We start from the raw sequence: 18329 nt of genomic DNA, 5'->3' as shown, positions 1-18329 counted from the left end.
GTTCAGCTTTCGGTGCGGCGGGCAATGGCTTTGCGATAGCTGATCCGCCAGCCCTGCGGTTCCCGCCGCAGCGTGTCCTCGTAGATGGCGGTTCCGGCCCCTCCGTCGGGTGCGACGCCCAGCCCCTTGGAGCGGGCCGACACCGTATCGCCGTCCCGACCGGTCACGACGGTATTCGTGACGTGATGGCCCAGCGCCTGATTCTTGTCGTCGTGCACGCCGCGCACCAGATCCAGCATGGCGTCGAGCCCGTGCAGGGTGCCGTAGCCGTAATCGGTGATGTCGAAAACGATGTCGGAGGTGAAAACCTCGCCGAGACGGTCCCATTCGCCGTCGTCGATCAGATGGCCGTGCAGGGCGATGACCTCGTAGATCGCTACGCGGTCGGCGGTGGTGATGGTCGACATGAGACTTCCTCGAACTAAGTGGAGGGGGTACCCCAGTTACAGTTCGGTACGATACGGGGGACCCACCCCACTTAGCAAGAAGGTACCGCGACCCATGGCCGAGCAACCCGTCCGGCTGCGCGCCGACGCGCAACGCAATCGCGATCGCCTGCTGGCGGCCGCCGGTGAGGTGATCGGCGAGGACGGAGCCGAGGCATCGCTCGAGGAGATCGCCCGCCGCGCCGGCGTCGGATCCGCCACCCTGCACCGCCATTTCCCCAGCCGCGCAGCCCTGCTGGGCGAGGTGCTGCACACCCGCGTACAGGCGCTCTGCGACCGCTCGGCCGACCTGCTCACCGCACCCGACGCCGGTGACGCCCTCGTACTCTGGATACGCGATGTCGTCACCCACGCCGCCACCGCCCGCGGCCTCGGCCCCGCCCTGACCGGCTACCACTCCGCCCCGGAGTTCGAGCCGCACACCATGATTCGACAGGCGGTCCGCCCGCTGCTCGAGCGCGCGCATCGCGAGGGCGTCGTCGATCCGACGGTCACCGTCGAGGATCTACTGCATCTGGCCAACGGCATCGCCCTCGCCACCGAATCCCTCCCCGACCCGGCCCGCCGCGCGGACGCCCTGATCGCCCTGGTCGCACGCGGCCTCCTGCGCTGATCCGCCCCTGGCACAGTGGTGGAATGGAATTCGACGGCGGATGGGATAGTCGAGCGGCATTGGTCGACGGCTGGGTGGAACGACGGCCACGCAGGCCCGAGGTGGGTGCGCAGTTGCGCCGCGAGGCGCGCCTGATGCCTTGGCTGGCACCGCGATTACCGCTTCCCGTCCCCGTACCCGGCGTCGTGAGCGAGGAGCCGCTGATACTGCGCCATCGATTCGTTCCGGGCGCGGAACTGACCGATCCGACGGCGAATCACGGCCGGGCGCTGGGGGAGTTCCTGCGCGCACTGCACGACATCCCCGCGAATGACGCGGTACGGCACGGCCTCCCGCCCGAAGCGCACACCAGGACCGAGCGGGCGGCCGATATCGGCCGCTTCCGAACCGAGGTCGTGCCGCTACTGCTTGCCGCACAACGAGGTTCAGCGTTGTCGCTGCTGGATGCGGCGTTGGCGCTACCCGCCGGCACCGTCGTACACGGCGATCTCGGTCCCGAACACGTGCTGGCCGAGAATGGAACCCTCAGCGGCATCATCGATTTCGGTGACGCCCACCTGGGGGATCCCGCCATCGATTTGGCCTGGGCACTGTTCGGCACGCCACCGGAATTCGGCGATGCTGTCACGCGAACCTACGGCGTGACAGCGCAATTGCGCGCCCGCGCGCTGATCTGGCATCGACTCGGCCCCTGGCACGAAGTCATCCACGGTCTGGACATCGACGATGCCGCCGTCGTCGAGGACGGTCTGGCCGGAGTGCTCACCCGGCTGTCCTGACCGCGAGACGAGAACAGCGCCCGTCCCTGAACTGGCAAGGGCGGGCGCTGTTGTCGTGGCGAGGTGGTTCAGGTGGCCACGGGGGCGGCTGCGGCGCGGGTGATCAGGTATTCCACCAGCGTCATCAGGACGTTCTTGGCGGAGGCGCGGTCGCGGGCGTCGCAGAGCAGGACGGGGATCTGCTCGTCGAGGTCCAGGGCGTCGCGGACTTCCACCGGGGTGTAGAGGGGTGCGTTCTCGAAGCAGTTCACCGCTACCGTGAACGCCACACCGCGGCGTTCGAAGAAATCGATTGCGGCGAAGGAGCTTTCGAGGCGGCGGGTGTCGGCCAGCACCACCGCGCCGAGTGCGCCACGGGCCAATTCGTCCCAGAGGAACCAGAATCGGTCCTGGCCGGGGGTGCCGAACAGGTACAGCACCAGGTTTCGGTCGATGGTGATGCGGCCGAAGTCCAGTGCCACCGTGGTGGTGGTCTTGCCCTCCACGCCGCGCAGGTCGTCGACCCCGGCGGAGAGTTCGGTGATGAGTTCTTCGGTTCTCAGCGGCGTGATTTCGCTGAGCGCCCCCACCATAGTCGTCTTGCCCACGCCGAAACCGCCCGCGATGAGGATCTTCACCGACGCGGCCATGGGCTGGGATTGGTCAAAGTTTTCGGATGCCATCGAGTACAGCTCGCAAAATGTTGAGGTCACCGGGCGCCGCGTCGGGAGAGACGGGCGCACGGAACTTGAGGATGCCGTCGGAGATGAGGTCGCCGACGAGGATCTTGGTCACTGCAAGAGGCAGCCGCAGGGCCGCCGATACTTCGGCGACGGACAGCGGAAGCCTGCACAAGCGCACGATGTCGCCGTATTCCGGTTCCACCCGGCGCAGCGGTGGGGCCGCGTTCGGCACCACCACTACCGTGAGCATGTCCAAATCATGCCCAGCGCCCATGGTTCGACCGCCGGTCCTGGCGTATGGGCGCACCAATGGACCTGCTGCATCGTCGAACCAGTGATCCCCCGGCCGCGCCATCATGACAGCCTGGGGTTAACCTGTCCGGCCAGATGATGGCGCGGCGTGGTGGACAGATAGGTGCCGACGCGCTGCACGGTCAGGTTCATCTCGTAGGCGACCATGCCGAGATTGGCCTGCTCATTGGCCTGCAGCGCGAGGCAGGCGTGGCTGCCCGCCGCGGTCACGAACAGTACGGCGCGATCCAGTTCGATGACCGCCTGGCGTACGCCGCCGCCGTCGAACCGGCTGCCCGCGCTGCGTGCGAGTCCGTAGAGGGTGGAGGACATGGCGCCGAAGTGCTCGGCGTCCTCCCTGCTCATCGCGGAGGAGCGCCCGAGCAGCAGACCGTCGGTGGAATGCACCACCGCGTGCCGGACGCCCGCGAGCCGATCCACCAGATCATCGAGTAGCCAGTTGAGATCACCAGCGTTTGAGGTGGTCACCGTCGCCTTCCTGTCGGTCCTGGAAATGCTTGGACACAGGCTCGCCCGCGCCGGGATCGGCCCGGCGGCCCTGCCTGGTTCCGTTTTCGATGGCGGAGAAAAGGTCTCGGGCCTGCTCGGCCGTGCGGGTGGGCTGATCGGGCGCTTCGGTAGCCGCCGTCTCCTGCGCCAATTCCGGTGCGAGACTTGCCTGCCGGCGCCTTCGCGGGAGCTCGGGCCGGACGTCCGAGCCAGTGTACTGGGATCGGTCGAAATCGCGAGAGCGGAAATCGTTTTCCGGTTGCGGCTCGGGTGCGGGCCGGGAAAACGACTGCGGGCGATTCGAGTTCGGCTGCGTCGGCGGTTCGAACGGCCGCGGGGTGTCGAAGGACATTTGACGCTCCGGTGCGCGGGGTTCAGGGCGGGCCGGAAGAGCTTGGTTGGAGAAGGACGGCAGCCCGGCGGGGGGTTCGAGCTGCCGGGGCGCTTCGAACGCCGGTGGGGCATCGAGTGGTTTGGGCGTCTTGGACGCCTCGAACTGCTGCTGTGCCTCGAGCTGTTTGGCGGTCTCGGCGGCCAGTGCGGCGTGGAATTGCCCGGTGTCGAATGCCGCCGGCACGGCCGGGATTTCGCCGGTGCGGCGGCCCCCGTCGACGGTGAGCGAGGACGGGACCAGCACGATGGCGCGCACGCCGCCGTAATCGGATTCGGCGAGCCGCACCGAGATGCCGTTGCGGACCGCCAGCTGCGCCACCACGAACATGCCGAGGCGGGAATCCTCCGAGAGCGTGTTGACGCCGAAATCCGGTGGGTTGCGCAGCATATCGTTGATGCGGGCGAGTTCGGCCTCCTGCATGCCCATGCCCTGATCGACGATCTCGATGGCGATGCCCTTACCGACCACATTGCCGCGCACCTCGACCTGCGACTGCGGCGGCGAGAAGTGCGCGGCGTTGTCGACGAGTTCGGCGAGCAGGTGCACGAGGTCGGCGACGGCGCTGCCGGCGACCGCGACCTCGGGCAGTCGAGTGATCTTGACGCGGGTGTAGTCCAGCGCCTCACCCACACCGCTTCGCACAACCTCGATGAGCTGCACCGGGTTTCGCCACTGCCGTCCGGGCTGACCACCCGCGAGGATGATCAGGTTCTCGGCATTGCGGCGTTCACGGGTGGCGAGGTGGTCCAGGCGGAAGAAGATCTCCAGCAGCGCCGGATCCTCCTGCTTGGCCTCGGCCTCGTCGAGCACCTCGAGCTGCCGGTGCACCACCACCTGGCTGCGGTGCGCGATATTGAGGAAGACCGCCTTCACACCCTCGCGGGTGCGGGCCTCGGTGACCGCGGCGGCGACGGCGGCGCTGTGCGCGTGACCGAAAGCCTTTGCCACCTGCCCGATCTCATCGGTGCCGAAGTCCATTTCCGGTGTCTCGGTAGAGACTTCGACGGTCTTGCCCTCGCGCAGCTGCGACATGATCTCGGGTAGTCGCTCATCGGCGAGCAGGAAGGTCTGATTGCGAAGTCGCTTGAGCCGACCGATGATTCGGTTCGCGAGCAGCAGCGCCACCAGGAACGCGGACAGCGATACCAGCAGCATGGCGCCACCGGCGATGGCCGAGTTGCGGGCGTTCTTATCGGCGGCGTCACCGGCCAGGCCGAGCGCGTACCGGCTCTGCGCGTCCCACATGTCCAGCAGCGATTTGTTGACGGCGGTGACCGTATCGCGCCATTCCTGCGGGGTGAAGGTGAGCGGCGCGACCGGTTGCGTGGCACCGGCTTTCACCGGAGCCGCGGTCATGGGATCGATGGCGCGTGCCAGCAGCACATTCTCCATCATGATCAGCTTCTGCCAGTTCGGGTCGTTGACCACCGCCTGGAAGGCGGGCTTGCCCTTACTGCCGTCCGCGCCCGCGAGGACGCCGATATTGACGCGGTACGCGCCGAGCACCCGCGAGAATTCGATGGCCAGATCCGGCGCGAGCGTTCCGTCCCGGAGCAGCACTTCGGCCAATGAGTCTGCCCGCGAAAGCATTTCGGACGCCGAGACGATCTCCAGGGTCGCCGCGGTCTCGATGGCGACTTCCGGATTGGGCGCGGTGGTCTCCACGGCGCGGGTGCCGACGGAGATGAGGTCGAGCAGATGTCCGTAGAAGTTGTAGGCATCGGTCAACGGCAGTGCGTTGCCGTCGATCTGGGTGCGCACGGCCGCGAGCGAGCGGGTCAGGGTGAGGAACCCGCCGACATCGCCGGTGACCTCCTGCGGGCCGAGCGCCTCCATATCCTTGGTGGTGCCCGACATGCCGCGCAGTGCGTTGTCGAGGCGAGTCCTGGCCTGGGTCAGGGCCTTCGGATTGGGTTCGTCACCGGCCAGCTGCGCCAGGGTGAGCTGGCGTTCCAGCTGCACCGAGCTGACCAGCTCCTTGGAAAGAGGAGTGGCGGCCGTCAGTGCGTCCGCCCACTCTCGCGCGTTCTTGCCTTCCACCACCAAGTATCCCGCGCCACCCACACCGATCACGAGCAGCGCGAGGCTCGGAACCAATGCGATGGCGAGAACACGGGTCCGGACCCCGAGTCTCGCTCTGAACATCTGCGCAACGTAACGGGATGAACGTCACATTCGTCAAGCTGATCTCATTGAGCGGGAACAGGATTGACACAGGTTCTCATGCATGCACCGGTATGAAACCCTCACGCCAGGGCGCGCGTGATCAGATATTCGGCGAGGGTGGTCAGCACCTCTTTGCAGGAGCTGCGATCACGCGCGTCGCAGAGCAGGATCGGCACATGTTCGTCCAGGTCCAGCGCATCGCGAATCTCTTCGGGCGAATACACCGGCGCACCCTCGAAACAGTTGACGCCGACGGTGAATCCGATGCCGCGGCGTTCGAAGAAGTCGATCGCGGCGAACGAATTCTCCAGGCGGCGGGTGTCCGCCAGAATCACCGCGCCGAGCGCCCCGCGCGCCAATTCGTCCCACAGGAACCAGAATCTGTCCTGGCCGGGGGTGCCGAACAGGTACAGCACCAGTCCCGCGTCGATGGTGATGCGGCCGAAATCCAGCCCCACCGTGGTGGTGGTCTTACCCTCCACACCGGTGAGATCGTCTATTCCCGCTGAGCGTTCGGTGATGATCTCCTCGGTGCGCAGCGGGGTGATCTCGCTGATCGAACCGACCATGGTGGTCTTGCCGACCCCGAAACCGCCCGCGATCAGGATCTTCACCGATTGCGCCAGCGGGGTGTCCACCTCGAACCCGGTCATGCGGGGGCTCAGCCGAATTCGCCGGAACGACGGGCCGCGGTCGACAGGAACGAACCCACCCGCTGCACGGTCAGGTTCATCTCATAGGCCACCATGCCCAGATTCGCGTCCGCGCCCGCCTGTAGCGCCAGGCAGGCGTTCGCGCCCGCGGCGGTCACGAATAAGACCGCGCGATCGAGTTCGATCACCGCCTGCCGGACGCCGCCGCCGTCGAAACGGTGTCCGGCACTGCGGGAGAGCCCGTACAGCGTGGAGGACATGGCGGAGAAATGTTCGGCGTCCTCGCGCAGCATGCGGGTGGAGCGGCCGAGCAGCAGACCGTCGGTCGAATGAACCACGGCGTGACGCACACCGGCGAGTTTGTCGACGAGATCGTCGAGCAGCCAGTCGAGGTCACCGGCGGGAGAAGTACTCACCGTCGCCTTCCTGTCGATTGTTGTCGGATGGGGGGAGGGTGCCCGGATCGGAGCGACGGCCCTGCCGGGTGCCGTTCTCGATGGCGGACATGAGGTCTCGGGCCTGTTCCGGACTGCGCTCGGGCAATGCGGGCGGCGCACCCGTGCCGGGGCCGACGGCGTCCCGTCCCGGGGTGGTCGGCCCCGGCGCTGGGTCGTGCGCCAATTCCGGTGCGAGGCTTTCCTGCCGGCGGCGCTTGGGCAGCGACGGGCGGGTGTCGTGCGGGCGGCGCGCGTGCCGCCCGATATCGCCCGGACGCGCCGCGTTCGCGCTTCGGGGTCCGTAGGTCGCGTCATGGCTGATGGCACGCGGCCGGTCCGAGCGCGCCTCGTTGGCGTCGTGACCGCTGTCCCGCGCCGAGGGCGCGTCGAGCACCGGGAGTTCGCCGGTGTCCGGGCGGAATTCGGCGCGGCGGGGGATCGGGAGCTGGCCGGAGCTGTAGTCCGGGGAGGGCGTCTCACCGGCGATGAGGGCGGCCGGGATCAGCACGATCGCACGCAGGCCGCCGTAATCGGATTCCGAGAGGCGAACCGAGATACTGTGCCGGGCAGCGAGTTGCGAGACCACGAACAGGCCCAGGCGCGAATCGCTGGAGAAGCTGGTGAGCCCGATACCGGCGGCGGTCGCGAGCAGGGTGTTGATGCGCTCGAGCTCTTCCTCGCCGACGCCGACGCCCTGATCGATGATCTCCAGGGCCACACCGCGGCCCACGGTATTGCCGGTGATCCGCACGTGCGACTGCGGCGGCGAGAAGTGCGCGGCATTGTCGATGAGTTCGGCCAGCAGATGGATGAGATCGCCGACCGCGACGCCGACTATGAAACTCTGCGGCAGCTTGCCGGTGCGGACCCGCTTGTAGTCCACGGTTTCACCGACCGCGCTGCGCACCAATTCCATCAGAGGCACGGGGTTCCGCCATTGGCGACCGGGACGGCCACCGGCGAGGATGACCAGGTTCTCGGCATTGCGGCGTTCGCGGGTGGCGAGATGGTCGAGCAGGAAGAAGGTTTCCAGCAGGACCGGATCCTCCTGCTTGGATTCGGCCTCGTCCAGCAGCTCCAACTGCCGGTGCACCACGATCTGGCTGCGGTGCGCGATATTGAGGAAGACCGCCTTGACGCCCTCGCGGGTGCGCGATTCGGTGACCGCGGCGGAGATGGCGGCGGTGTGCGCATGACTGAAAGCGTCTGCCACCTGGCCGATTTCATCGCCGCCGAATTTCAGTGCGGGAGAGGCGGTATCGATGTCGACCTGTTCACCGTCCGCGAGCCGCCGCATGGTATCGGGGAGTTGATCGTCCGCCAGGGCGATGGTCTCGTCGCGAAGTCGCCGCAGCCGCCGAATGATTCGATTGGCCAGTGCCAGCGCCACCAGGATCGCGCCGAGCGCGGTGACCACCATGGCCGCGCCGGTGAGCAGTGAGTTCCGGGTGGTGTCGGCGGCGGCGTCACCGGCGAGCCGCTGCGCCTCGATGTTCTGCGCCTGCCACAGATCGGCGAGCGCGGTGTTGACCTCGTTCGCCACACCCTCCCACTCGGCGGTGGTCAGCGGCAGCGGGGCGGGTTTGAACGTCGCGCCCTCCGCGCGCGGCACGGCGCGCTGGGTCAGCGATACCTCCATCGCGCCCAGTCGCTGCCAGGCCGCCCCGGAGACAAGGGCTTTCGCGGCGGCGGCCTGCCGCGGGTCGCCGTCGCCGATGAGCCGGTCGACGCGATTGTGATAGAAGCCGAGCAGCCGCAGATATTCATTGGCCAGGTCGTGAGTGAGTCCGCCGCCGCCGTCGATGAGCGCCGCACCCAGCGCGTTCGCCCGGCTCATGGCCTCGAGGCTCTGCAATACCTCACTGGCGGACGCGAGTTCGATGGCGGTGGGCGCGTCCGGGGCGGTCTGCTGGGCGATGCGCACACCGGCGAGCACGAGCTGCGGCATGGAGCTGTAGAAGGCGTCCGCGTCGCCGAGCGCGAGGGTGCCCGCGTCGAGTCCGGCGCGAATCAGGGTGAGCCGCTTGCCAAGATCGGTGAGCGCGGAGGTGGTGTCGCCCATGGCGCGGGGCCCGATGCTGCTCAACCGCGATTGCGCGGGCGCGAGCTGGGTGAGAGCGATATCCAGGCGCTGGCGGGCGGCGGCCAGGGCGTGCAGATCGGTATCGGCTCCGGCGATGCGCCACAGCGTGATTCGGCGCTCGGATTCGAGCGCCTCGATGAGTTCGCGGGTGGGTGCGACACCGTCGCGCATTTCATCGGCCCAGTCCTGGGCGGTGTTGGAGCGGTCCACGAGGTATCCGGTCGCGCCGACGCCGATCACCACCAGCGCCAGACTGGGCACGAGTGCGATGGCCAGAATCCGGGTCCGCACCCCGAGCCGCCTGGTGAGCATTGCCCGAGGGTAGCCATCCGGTGGCCGGAACACCCACGCGAGTCCTTTTGAGCGGGACGGGATTTGACTCGAAGACCGGCCGTCCGGTATGCGATCGCGGACGCGCAGACACCGGAACAATCGTTGAATCCGTTGCGCGAGAGTATTTCTCGCCCACGGTCCGGCCACTCCCGGATCACCACCTGCGCTATGCGATTGGAGCCTGGTGACCAGAGAATAGCCCCGCATTCCCGCGCGTGTAGCCGGTTCGCGGGACCCGGAAATAGTGCCCGTGTCATCCACCCCATGTCAGTTGTCATGACATACGTTCACCGAATCGACAGCTCCGCGTCGGATTCGGGCAACCGCCCAGGGATACGTTCGCCGCGCCCGGGGTACAGCGGGTCGCGCACGGAGACCCCGTGCCGCGAAGGTTGGAGGGAACGAAGTGCAGCACAAGAAACGCGCCTGGCTCGGCGCGGTCGCGGCCATCACCGCCGCGTTCGTGGGCTCGACCCTGGTCGCGGGTTGTGGCTCGGACAAAAAAGCCGACAACGAAGTGCACAACATCATCTACCTGCTCGGCGACGGTATGGGGCGCAGCCACATCACCGCGGCCCGGGAACGCTTCGTCGGCGCCAACGGACGGCTGAACATGGAGCAGCTGCCCTATGTCGGCGCGGTGGCCACCTACGCGGTGGAGCCGAACAGCGATAAGCCCTCGTTGGTGACAGACTCCGCGTCCGCTGCCACCGCCTGGGCGTCGGGCGTCAAGACCTACAACGCCGCCATCGGCGTGGACGCCTACGGCAAATCCGTGCCCACGCTGATGGAGCAGGCCAAGGCGGCCGGTTTCGCCACCGGCAATGTCAGCACCGCCGAGATCACCGACGCCACCCCGGCGGGCATGTTCAGCCATGCGCTGCTGCGCGGCTGCCAGGGACCGACGTTCACCGAGGCCACCTGCCTGCCCAAGAAGTCCGACGGCAGCTACGAGGCCGCACCCGCCGATAAGACGCTGGTGACCCCGATCGCCGAGCAGATCGCGCGCAACGGCACCGCCGACGTCATCTTCGGCGGCGGCCTGGCCCGCTTCGAACCCGATGACCAGAAGTCCTTGACCGACAAGGGTTATCAGGTGCTGGGCAATATGGGCGATCCCGCGCTCAAGGCGCAGACCGCCGACAGCCAGCAGGTCGCCACGGCCGCGGACCTGACCGCGACCAAGAGCGATAAGGTCATCGGCCTGTTCAACCGCGGCAATCTGACGGTCACCGCGGCCCGCAACGCGCTGCCGGACTCGGCACCGCAGAAGCAGGAGCCGACCCTGGCCGCCATGGCGACCAAGGCCATCGACCTGCTGTCGAACCGCAAGGACAGCAAGGGCTTCCTGCTCCAGATCGAGGGCGCGCAGATCGACAAGCGCTCGCACGCCAATGACGCGGCCCAGACTCTCGACGAGATGAAGGCGTTCGACGACGCCGTCGCCGCGGCCATGGACTTCGCCAAGAAGGATAAGCACACCCTGGTCATCGTCACCGCCGACCACGAGTGCGCGGGCTTCAACATCATCGAGAAGAACACCTTCACCAATGCCGAGGCGATCGCTCCGCCCACCAATGTGGATGCGGGCAATACCGCCAACAACTCCCTGCCCTCGCGCGACGGCAAGGAGAACGTGAAGGATCCGGCGCGCTCCAGCGGCCTGATCAACGGTGCGGGCTCGAACGATCCGAAGAACTTCGCCCCGGCGACCTTCCGCACCCCGAATGACAAGCCCGAGGTCAAGGACGGTTCGCCCGAGGCAAGTCTGTGGCTGACCTACCTGTCCGGTAACCACACCGGCGCGGACGTGATGATCTACGCGTACGGTCCGGGCGGTGACGTCTTCGCCGCCAGCCAGGACAACACCGCGCTGTACACCAAGATGCACAAGGCCCTGCTGCCGTGAGCATGAATGGTGTTGCGCGGCGCAAGGGTTCGGCACGGGTCGTGCTGCTCGCGGGACTGCTGCTGACGACCACGCTGGGGACCGCGTGCTCGAATTCGCAGACCGCGAGTGCGCCGGCCACGGTGACAACGCCGTCCTACGCGGCGAAACCCGCTGTGGCGCCCGCCGCTTCGATCACCGCCGGACCGGGCGAGGTGCGTCTCGAACCCGGACCGTTCACCGATCGAATTCAGCTGACCGGCACCCGGCTGGACGGGACCACGGTGCATGGACGGCTGGCCATCACCACCGATGTGAGCGATGTGCTCGCCCTCGAGGTGCAGGCGGCGTTCTACGACGCGGCCGGAAAGCTCGTCGGCACGGGGCATTTCGACCATGCCGATGAGGAGGCCATGGGCGGCGGGACGCATATCCCGCACGACGACGGCATCGACTTCACCATTCCGGCTCCGGCGGGGGCGGCGGTTTCCGCCGCGGTGCTGTCGATTCCGGTGCTGGTGAACGAATAGCGCCGGACCGCAACACCACTGGCGAGCCCGCGTGTGCACCGGCGCACGCGGGCTCGCTTGGCAGTTCAGCGAATTCGCGCGCAGCGGAATGGAATCCGGCGCGCGTGACAGCTGCCCGGTGGGCCGCGTTACGGCAGGGCCGGGGGCAACCCGAAGCGCGGGAACAAACGCGGATCCAGGAATACGGTGATCCGCTCGATCGCCGAATCCGACACCGTCAGTACATGAATCGCATGCGCGTGATGGACTCCGTCCGCACCCCGCAGATAACACGCTACGGCCGGTTGGGTATTCGCCGCCGTGCGCACCAGCCGCCATCTGCTCGGATCCGCGCAGGTTTTGGCGGTGAAGAAATCCACCACGTGCGTGCGTCCCGCGAACCACACCAGGGCGGGCGGCATCTCCATCACCGCGTCGTCGCGGAGCAGTTCGGCCAGCGCGCGCATATCGGCATTGCCGAAGGCGTGCATATAGCGGTCGACGGTTGCCCGCTCGTCCGGGCTCAATGACTCCGACATCTGGTCGAGCATCGGGGCGACCTCCTCCAGGTGGGCGTGCGCGCGTTGCAGCGCGCTGTTGACGGCGGCGGGGGAGGTGTCCAGGAGTTCGGCGACCTCGGCCGCCGACCAGGCCAGCACATCGCGCAGGATCAGCACCGCCCGCTGGCGGGCGGGCAGAAATTGCAGCGCCGCGATGAACGCGAGCCGCACACCGCTGCGCGCCGCCACCACCGTGGCCGGATCATCGGCCGAATTGCCCAGCAGCCCATCGGGAATGGGCTCCAGCCACGGAACCTCCGGATGCCGGGGCGGAGAGGTGTCCAATACGGGGCTCGGACCCGCGAGACCGCTGGGGAGCGCCCGCCTGTCGCGCTGTTCCAGCGCGGTCAGACAGGCATTGGTGGCGATCCGATACAGCCATGTGCGCAGGGACGCCCGCCGCTCGTCGAACCGGTCCGCGGCCCTCCAGGCCCGCAACATGGTCTCCTGCACCAGATCCTCGGCCTCGTGGATCGAACCGAGCATGCGGTAGCAGTGCGCGAGCAGTTCCGGGCGGAATGGTGCGGTGCGGGTCGCGAATTCGGCGCTGACCGTCATGGGAGTCGAACCTACCGACGATTCGGGGGCCCGAGCGGCCGGAGCGGTCATGCGGTGGTCCCGGTGCGCGTGACGGATGCGTGCGCGCCCACGGCGCTCGCGACGCGAACGGCATCGGCAAGGGCATCGGCATCGGCATCGGCATCGGCATCGGCATCGAGCGGGGTCTTATCGCCCACCGGACCAGCCGCTCCCGTCGAGGAGATCGCATCCGGCGCGGTGGGCGCTCCGGCGGGAATCAGTAGACCCGCCAGCGCCCCGGCCAGCGCGAGCAGCGCACCGGCGATGATCGCGGCGATGAAGCCGTCGGTGAACGCGTGCGCGGACTCGTACCCGCCCACGGCCGCGAAAACCGCTGCGGGGACCGCGATTCCGAACGCGCCGCCGAGTTGGCGCAGTGCGTTGTAGGTTCCGGACGCGGCCCCGACCGCGGAGATGGGAACCGCCCGCAGCACGGCGCTCTGGGCGGAGGGTATGGCCATCGACGCGCCGATACCCGCGATCACGAAGGGTGCGACCAGCATCGCGTACGGCAGGTCGGGACGGGCGATGAGCGCGATCCAGCCGTATCCGATCGTCTGCAACAGCAGGCCGAGCACCACCAGCGGGCGTTCGCCGAACCTGTTGACCTGTTTGCCCGCGACGGGGGCGACGAAGAACAGCGTCACCGTCCACGGCGCGAGGCGCAGACCCGCGCCCAGCGGACCGTATTGCTGTGCCACCTGGAGGAATTGGGTGAAGAAGAACGCGCCGCTGAAGATGGAGGCGGTGAGCAGGAAGCTCGCCGCATTGCCCGCACTGAACGCGCGGGAGGTGAAGAATCGCATCGGGATCAACGGTGCGGTCGTCCGCAGCTCCCAGCGCACGAAGGCGATCAACCCTGCCGCGCCCGCCACGAACGCCGCAATGACTTCGGTACTGCCCCAACCGGATTCATTGCCGCGAATCAGGCCCCATACCGCGCCGAACGCCGCGATGCTCACCAGCGCTATCCCGGCGTAATCCACTCTCCGTGCCTCGCCGAAGCTTTCGGCCAGGCGGGTGCGCACCAGCGGTATCAGCACCGCCCCGATCGGCACATTGATCCAGAAGATCCACTGCCAGGCCAGCCCCTGCACCACCGCACCGCCGGCCAATGGGCCGCCGAGAGTCGCCAATCCCGTTGTGGCGGCGAAGAATCCGAGCGCGCGCGGACGTTGATCCGGCGGGAAGGCGGCCGACAGCAGGGCCACGGCGACCGGCATGACCGCGGCCGCGCCGACGCCCTGCACCGTCCGCGCGGCGATCAGCCAGCCCAGATCGGGCGCCAGCGCGCATCCGGCCGAGGCGACGGTGAACAGCGTCAGCCCCGTCGCCAGTACGCGCCTGCGCCCGTACCGTTCGCCGAGCGCCGCGCCCGCCATCAGCAGTACCGCGAAGCTCAGGTTGTAGGCATTGATGGTCCATTCCAGTGCCCCGATCGAGGCGTGCAGGTCGAGTTGGATGGCGTGCATGGCCGTGGTGACGACCAATGCGTCCAGCACGATCATCAATCCGGTGAGTGAGGTGAGCGCCAGTACCCAGCGCTGACCGACGGTCATTGTCATCGCGTGCAGTCCTTCTCCGAAGGGGTGTCGCGAATACATACCGGCGAGCCCGGCCGGATTCATCGGAGCCGTTAGTGCTTCGTTGGTGGATGCAGAGTCACCGCACCGACTCTTGGTGCAGAACCCACGAACACCAAGAAGGTGAGAAGACAATGACCAGTGCCCCCAAGCCCGCCCTGAAACGTGCCGTGATGGTCGCTTCGGCATTCGCACTCGCCGCCGGCGCGCTCCAGATCGCCGCGGCTCCGGCGTACGCCGTGGCGGGCCCGACCACCAAATACGAGTGCCGCGATCTGCAGACCCCCGGCAAGCTCTTCCCCGGTGACGAAGTGGCGTGCACCGTCACGGTGAGCACCGCCGGAAACGACTCGTTCTCCAATGTCATTGCCGAAGTGACCATTCCGAACGGCACCGTCTACGAATCCGGCGGCAACAAGCTGGGCGGGCAGAAGGTGTCCTTCACCCTGGGCGAGGTCACCAAGAACAAGACCGCGTCGGCGACCATGACCGTCATGGTCGACGGCCAGACGCCGCCGAACACCACTATCTCCAGTGACGCGGTGGTCAAGGGCTTCGCCCCGAACGGCGCGTTCGACACCAGCGCCTCCTCCAACACCCTGGTCGTCGTCTCCGCGGGTGGCGCACAGGGCACACAGTTGGTCGCCAAGACGGATGTGGCCTCGGTCAACACCTTCGGGCGCGCCGAGACCCCCATTTCCGAATTGGTCGACGCCCCGGCCGGAGTCACCCCGAAGATCGAACTGGTGACCAGCTCGGAGCCCAAGAAGAACTACGTCGGCTTCTCGATCATCGACAACGGCCAGAAGATCGCCTGGACCGCACTGTGCACCGCGACCGCACAGGAGAAGACCCAGTCCTTCACCGTGAAGATCTCCGCGCCCGGTCAGGCGTCGGTGGAGGCCAAGACCACGGTTCTGCTCGGCAACAACGTCGCCAACCAGGGCATTGTCCCGCCCGCCAATTGCGCGCCGAAGCCCTGATCCATCTCGCATACGACATTGCCGGTGTGGCTTTCCAAGCCGCACCGGCAATGTCTTCGTGCGTTGCGGGCGAGCGCGATTGCCGACATTCTCGGACGGAAACCCGGCTCGACCGGCCGTATCTCGGACTCAACCGTCACGGGTGCCCGGTAAGGGTAGATTGTGTGTACCCCGAAGTTACCTGTAAGTAGGAGGCGACGATGCCCGTACCGGCAGCCGCAGTGTTCGAACGTCTACGGACGTTCGCGGCCGTGGACACCACCGAGGACCGCGATATTCGCGCGATCACCGAGGTGTTCACCGGAAAGACGCTCGGTACGGTGCCGGTGGGCACGGCCGCCGATGTGACCGCCGCCGTCACCAAAGCGCGTGCCGCACAGGCGGAATGGGCCGCCCGCCCGGTCAAGGACCGAGCCGCGGTCTTCAATCGGTACCGCGATCTGGTGGTGGAGAACCGCGAGTACCTGATGGACGTGGTGCAGGCCGAGACCGGTAAGGCACGCTGGGCCGCACAGGAAGAGATCATGGGCCTGATGATGGCGGCCCGCTATTTCGCCCGTGTCGCACCGCAATTGCTGGCCTCACACAGCGTCCCGGGCGCGTTCCCGGTGCTCAACCGGGCCGCCGTGCGCGCGGTGCCCAAGGGCGTCGTCGGTGTCATCGCACCGTGGAACTATCCGATGCTGCTTTCGATCGGCGATTCGATTCCGGCGCTGCTGGCGGGTAATGGCGTCGTGGTGAAGCCGGACAGCCAGACCCCATATTCCTCGCTGGCCAATGCCGAACTGTTCGCCCGCGCCGGCCTGCCGCGCGATCTGTTCGCCGTGGTCACCGGTCCGGGCACGGTGGTCGGCACCGCCATCGTCGAGGCCTGCGACTACCTCATGTTCACCGGTTCCTCGACCACCGGCCGCACCCTGGCCGAACAGTGCGGTCGCCGCCTGATCGGCTTCTCCGCCGAACTCGGCGGCAAGAACCCGATGATCGTCACCGCGGGCGCGAACCTCGACAAGGCCGCCAAAGCCGCTGTGCGCGCGTGCTTCTCGAACGCCGGTCAGCTCTGTATCTCCATCGAGCGCCTGTACGTCGAACAGTCCGTGGCCGCCGAATTCACCGAGAAGTTCGTCACCGCGGTCAAGGCCGCGAAAGTCGGTGCGGCCTACGACTATTCGGCGGATATCGGCAGCCTCATCTCCGAGGCCCAGCTCGAAACGGTCACCAAGCACGTCGCCGACGCGGTCTCCAAGGGCGCGAAGGTCCTCGCGGGCGGCAACGCCCGGCCGGACCTCGGCCCGCTGTTCTATGAGCCGACCGTACTGGCCGAGGTCACCGACACGATGGAATGCGGCCGCAACGAAACCTTCGGCCCCCTGGTCTCCATCTACCCGGTAGCCGATGTGGAAGAGGCGATCACGCGCGCCAACGACACCGAATACGGCCTCAATGCCAGCGTCTGGGCGGGCAGCAAGGCCGAAGGTGAGCGCATCGCCGAACGCCTGCACGCGGGCACCGTCAATATCGACGAGGGTTACGCCCCCGCCTGGGGCTCCACCGGCGCGCCGATGGGCGGTATGGGCATCTCCGGCGTCGGCCGTCGCCACGGTCCCGACGGGCTGCTCAAGTTCACCGAACCGCAGACGGTCGTGGTCACCCGGTTCCTGAATCTCGATGCGCCGCCGCTCATCTCACAGGACAAGTGGCAGCCGTTCCTGATGGGTGTTGCCCGCGCCATCAAGTACCTGCCCGGCCGCTGATCCGATCCGCCCGCCTGCCCCGGCCCGAAACCACCGGTATGTTTCGGTACGGGGGCGGGCGGCGATGTCCGGCACCCTGTTTCGATTTCAGGAGGGCCAATGACGCTGAGCACGGGGCAGATCGGGCGGCACTATCCCTGCGATCCGGATGCGGAGCGGCCCGGTGGCCGCCTGGATGACGCGATGGATCTGGTCCACGAGCAGATCTCGGGGGCGTGGGAGACCGCGCACGCGATCCTCGAGGAGGAATTGGCGACCGAACCCTTCATCGGGTTGCAGGCGGTGGCCAATGAATTCCTCGGACTCGCGGGGTATTACAGTCTCGCCGATTTCGGCGACGGGAACACACGCATCCGTTCGTACACCGAATCGGCGGCCAACGCACTGGTGGGCCGGTTGCAGGCGGCGCGGCAACCGGCGGGCGGCTCCGCCGTCACCATGATCATCGAGGATGATCAGTACCAGGTCCCGGGCATCGGCGGGCGCCAACCCGGCCCCGCCGCATCGGATTTCGTATCCGCGCTCTCGCTGGGCCTCATCACCCGCGATCCGCGGCTGCTGGCATTTCTGGTGGGCACCGCGGATCGTCCGGGTTTTCCACTGCCGGACGCGCACGACTACGCGACGCTGTGGGCGCTGGGCTGGCAGCAGCTGCACAGCGGTGCGGCCGGTGTCCGGGACACCTTGCGGGCGGCCTGGAGCGCGGCCGCGGACAGTTCGGACGAATACGCCGTACTGTGTGCCGCGCCCGCGATCCGGGCGCTCGACTACGCCGCAACGGGTTCGGCCGCGGAGTTCAACACCGCGATCGCCGAAGCGCTGCAACAGCATCGGAAATTCTGGGGTACGCCCGAACGATGTCTCGCCCCGGTGGGTTTCGTCTCCTGGCATCTGCTCGGACTGGCCGGTTTCGCGGCCGATCGCGGACTGCCGGTGACCGTCGAGTCCGGTTATCTACCGCCCGCGCTGCTCGATCGCGGGTGGACGATTCCATTCGCCGAGGAGATCATCGTGCGCCCCAGGGTGACGCACGACGACCAGGGGCATCCGCTGTACCCGCTCCGGCTCGGTATCGACGGTCTCTGGGAACTGCTGCCGCAGTAGCA

The 18329-nt window shown here is 67.5% G+C and carries 17 protein-coding genes; 7 read left to right on the top strand and 10 right to left on the bottom strand.

What is annotated here, in order from left to right; translation table 11 throughout:
* Positions 1 to 2: 2 nt before the first annotated feature.
* Positions 3 to 407, bottom strand: a complete 405-nt coding sequence (locus AB0L82_RS12595) for a nuclear transport factor 2 family protein (protein WP_364634370.1) — start codon at positions 405 to 407, stop codon at positions 3 to 5.
* A gap of 94 nt (positions 408 to 501) precedes the next feature.
* Here AB0L82_RS12595 and AB0L82_RS12590 point away from each other — a divergent pair, with 94 nt between their 5' ends.
* Both AB0L82_RS12590 and AB0L82_RS12585 read left to right on the top strand, forming a co-directional pair.
* Positions 502 to 1059 (top strand): helix-turn-helix domain-containing protein, encoded by a 558-nt coding sequence (locus AB0L82_RS12590; protein ID WP_364634367.1) that lies wholly within the window; start codon positions 502 to 504, stop codon positions 1057 to 1059.
* A gap of 23 nt (positions 1060 to 1082) precedes the next feature.
* Positions 1083 to 1838: a phosphotransferase gene (locus AB0L82_RS12585; RefSeq protein ID WP_364634364.1), complete on the top strand. Its 756-nt coding sequence runs from the start codon at positions 1083 to 1085 to the stop codon at positions 1836 to 1838.
* Between the two features lie 68 nt (positions 1839 to 1906).
* Here the strand turns inward: AB0L82_RS12585 and AB0L82_RS12580 are convergent, their stop codons facing one another.
* From AB0L82_RS12580 to AB0L82_RS12550, 7 genes are all read right to left on the bottom strand, one after another.
* Complete coding sequence (locus AB0L82_RS12580) at positions 1907 to 2500, bottom strand: ATP/GTP-binding protein (protein ID WP_364634361.1); 594 nt, start codon at positions 2498 to 2500, stop codon at positions 1907 to 1909.
* On the bottom strand, positions 2481 to 2855 hold the full coding sequence (locus AB0L82_RS12575) for a DUF742 domain-containing protein (RefSeq protein WP_364634358.1): 375 nt from the start codon (positions 2853 to 2855) through the stop codon (positions 2481 to 2483). The genes AB0L82_RS12580 and AB0L82_RS12575 overlap by 20 nt, the downstream gene beginning before the upstream one ends.
* Entirely contained in the window at positions 2855 to 3280 is a 426-nt protein-coding gene (locus AB0L82_RS12570; RefSeq protein ID WP_067563521.1) for a roadblock/LC7 domain-containing protein, read from the bottom strand. Before AB0L82_RS12570 ends, AB0L82_RS12575 begins: the two co-directional genes overlap by 1 nt.
* Positions 3258 to 5840 (bottom strand): nitrate- and nitrite sensing domain-containing protein, encoded by a 2583-nt coding sequence (locus AB0L82_RS12565; protein ID WP_364634354.1) that lies wholly within the window; start codon positions 5838 to 5840, stop codon positions 3258 to 3260. The genes AB0L82_RS12570 and AB0L82_RS12565 overlap by 23 nt, the downstream gene beginning before the upstream one ends.
* Before the next feature lie 101 nt (positions 5841 to 5941).
* Positions 5942 to 6514, bottom strand: coding sequence for an ATP/GTP-binding protein (locus AB0L82_RS12560; RefSeq protein WP_364634351.1), 573 nt, complete (start codon positions 6512 to 6514; stop codon positions 5942 to 5944).
* A gap of 8 nt (positions 6515 to 6522) precedes the next feature.
* Positions 6523 to 6930, bottom strand: coding sequence for a roadblock/LC7 domain-containing protein (locus AB0L82_RS12555; RefSeq protein ID WP_364634349.1), 408 nt, complete (start codon positions 6928 to 6930; stop codon positions 6523 to 6525).
* Positions 6908 to 9346: a nitrate- and nitrite sensing domain-containing protein gene (locus AB0L82_RS12550; RefSeq protein ID WP_364634347.1), complete on the bottom strand. Its 2439-nt coding sequence runs from the start codon at positions 9344 to 9346 to the stop codon at positions 6908 to 6910. Before AB0L82_RS12550 ends, AB0L82_RS12555 begins: the two co-directional genes overlap by 23 nt.
* A gap of 427 nt (positions 9347 to 9773) precedes the next feature.
* Between AB0L82_RS12550 and AB0L82_RS12545 the strand changes: the two genes are divergently transcribed.
* Together AB0L82_RS12545 and AB0L82_RS12540 are read left to right on the top strand one after the other, a co-directional pair.
* Complete coding sequence (locus AB0L82_RS12545; protein ID WP_364634344.1) at positions 9774 to 11276, top strand: alkaline phosphatase; 1503 nt, start codon at positions 9774 to 9776, stop codon at positions 11274 to 11276.
* On the top strand, positions 11273 to 11785 hold the full coding sequence (locus AB0L82_RS12540) for a hypothetical protein (RefSeq protein ID WP_364634342.1): 513 nt from the start codon (positions 11273 to 11275) through the stop codon (positions 11783 to 11785). The genes AB0L82_RS12545 and AB0L82_RS12540 overlap by 4 nt, the downstream gene beginning before the upstream one ends.
* A 128-nt stretch (positions 11786 to 11913) precedes the next feature.
* Here AB0L82_RS12540 and AB0L82_RS12535 read toward each other — a convergent pair whose 3' ends face one another.
* A complete protein-coding gene (locus tag AB0L82_RS12535) occupies positions 11914 to 12933 on the bottom strand; it encodes a sigma-70 family RNA polymerase sigma factor (RefSeq protein WP_364634340.1) in 1020 nt (339 codons plus the stop codon).
* Complete coding sequence (locus AB0L82_RS12530; protein ID WP_364634337.1) at positions 12930 to 14468, bottom strand: DHA2 family efflux MFS transporter permease subunit; 1539 nt, start codon at positions 14466 to 14468, stop codon at positions 12930 to 12932. The genes AB0L82_RS12535 and AB0L82_RS12530 overlap by 4 nt, the downstream gene beginning before the upstream one ends.
* 152 nt (positions 14469 to 14620) lie before the next feature.
* On the opposite strand from AB0L82_RS12530, the gene AB0L82_RS12525 reads away from it, so the two are divergent.
* From AB0L82_RS12525 to AB0L82_RS12515, 3 genes are all read left to right on the top strand, one after another.
* On the top strand, positions 14621 to 15469 hold the full coding sequence (locus AB0L82_RS12525; protein ID WP_364634335.1) for a hypothetical protein: 849 nt from the start codon (positions 14621 to 14623) through the stop codon (positions 15467 to 15469).
* A 200-nt stretch (positions 15470 to 15669) separates the two neighbouring features.
* Positions 15670 to 17223 (top strand): succinic semialdehyde dehydrogenase, encoded by a 1554-nt coding sequence (locus tag AB0L82_RS12520; protein ID WP_364634332.1) that lies wholly within the window; start codon positions 15670 to 15672, stop codon positions 17221 to 17223.
* A 99-nt stretch (positions 17224 to 17322) separates the two neighbouring features.
* Positions 17323 to 18327: an immunity 49 family protein gene (locus AB0L82_RS12515; RefSeq protein WP_364634330.1), complete on the top strand. Its 1005-nt coding sequence runs from the start codon at positions 17323 to 17325 to the stop codon at positions 18325 to 18327.
* Positions 18328 to 18329: the final 2 nt, after the last annotated feature.

The sequence above is a fragment of the Nocardia sp. NPDC052001 genome, from assembly GCF_040680615.1.
GTDB lineage: Bacteria > Actinomycetota > Actinomycetes > Mycobacteriales > Mycobacteriaceae > Nocardia.
Note: the sequence above shows the minus strand (reverse complement) of the source record. Positions and strands in the feature narration are given on the sequence as shown.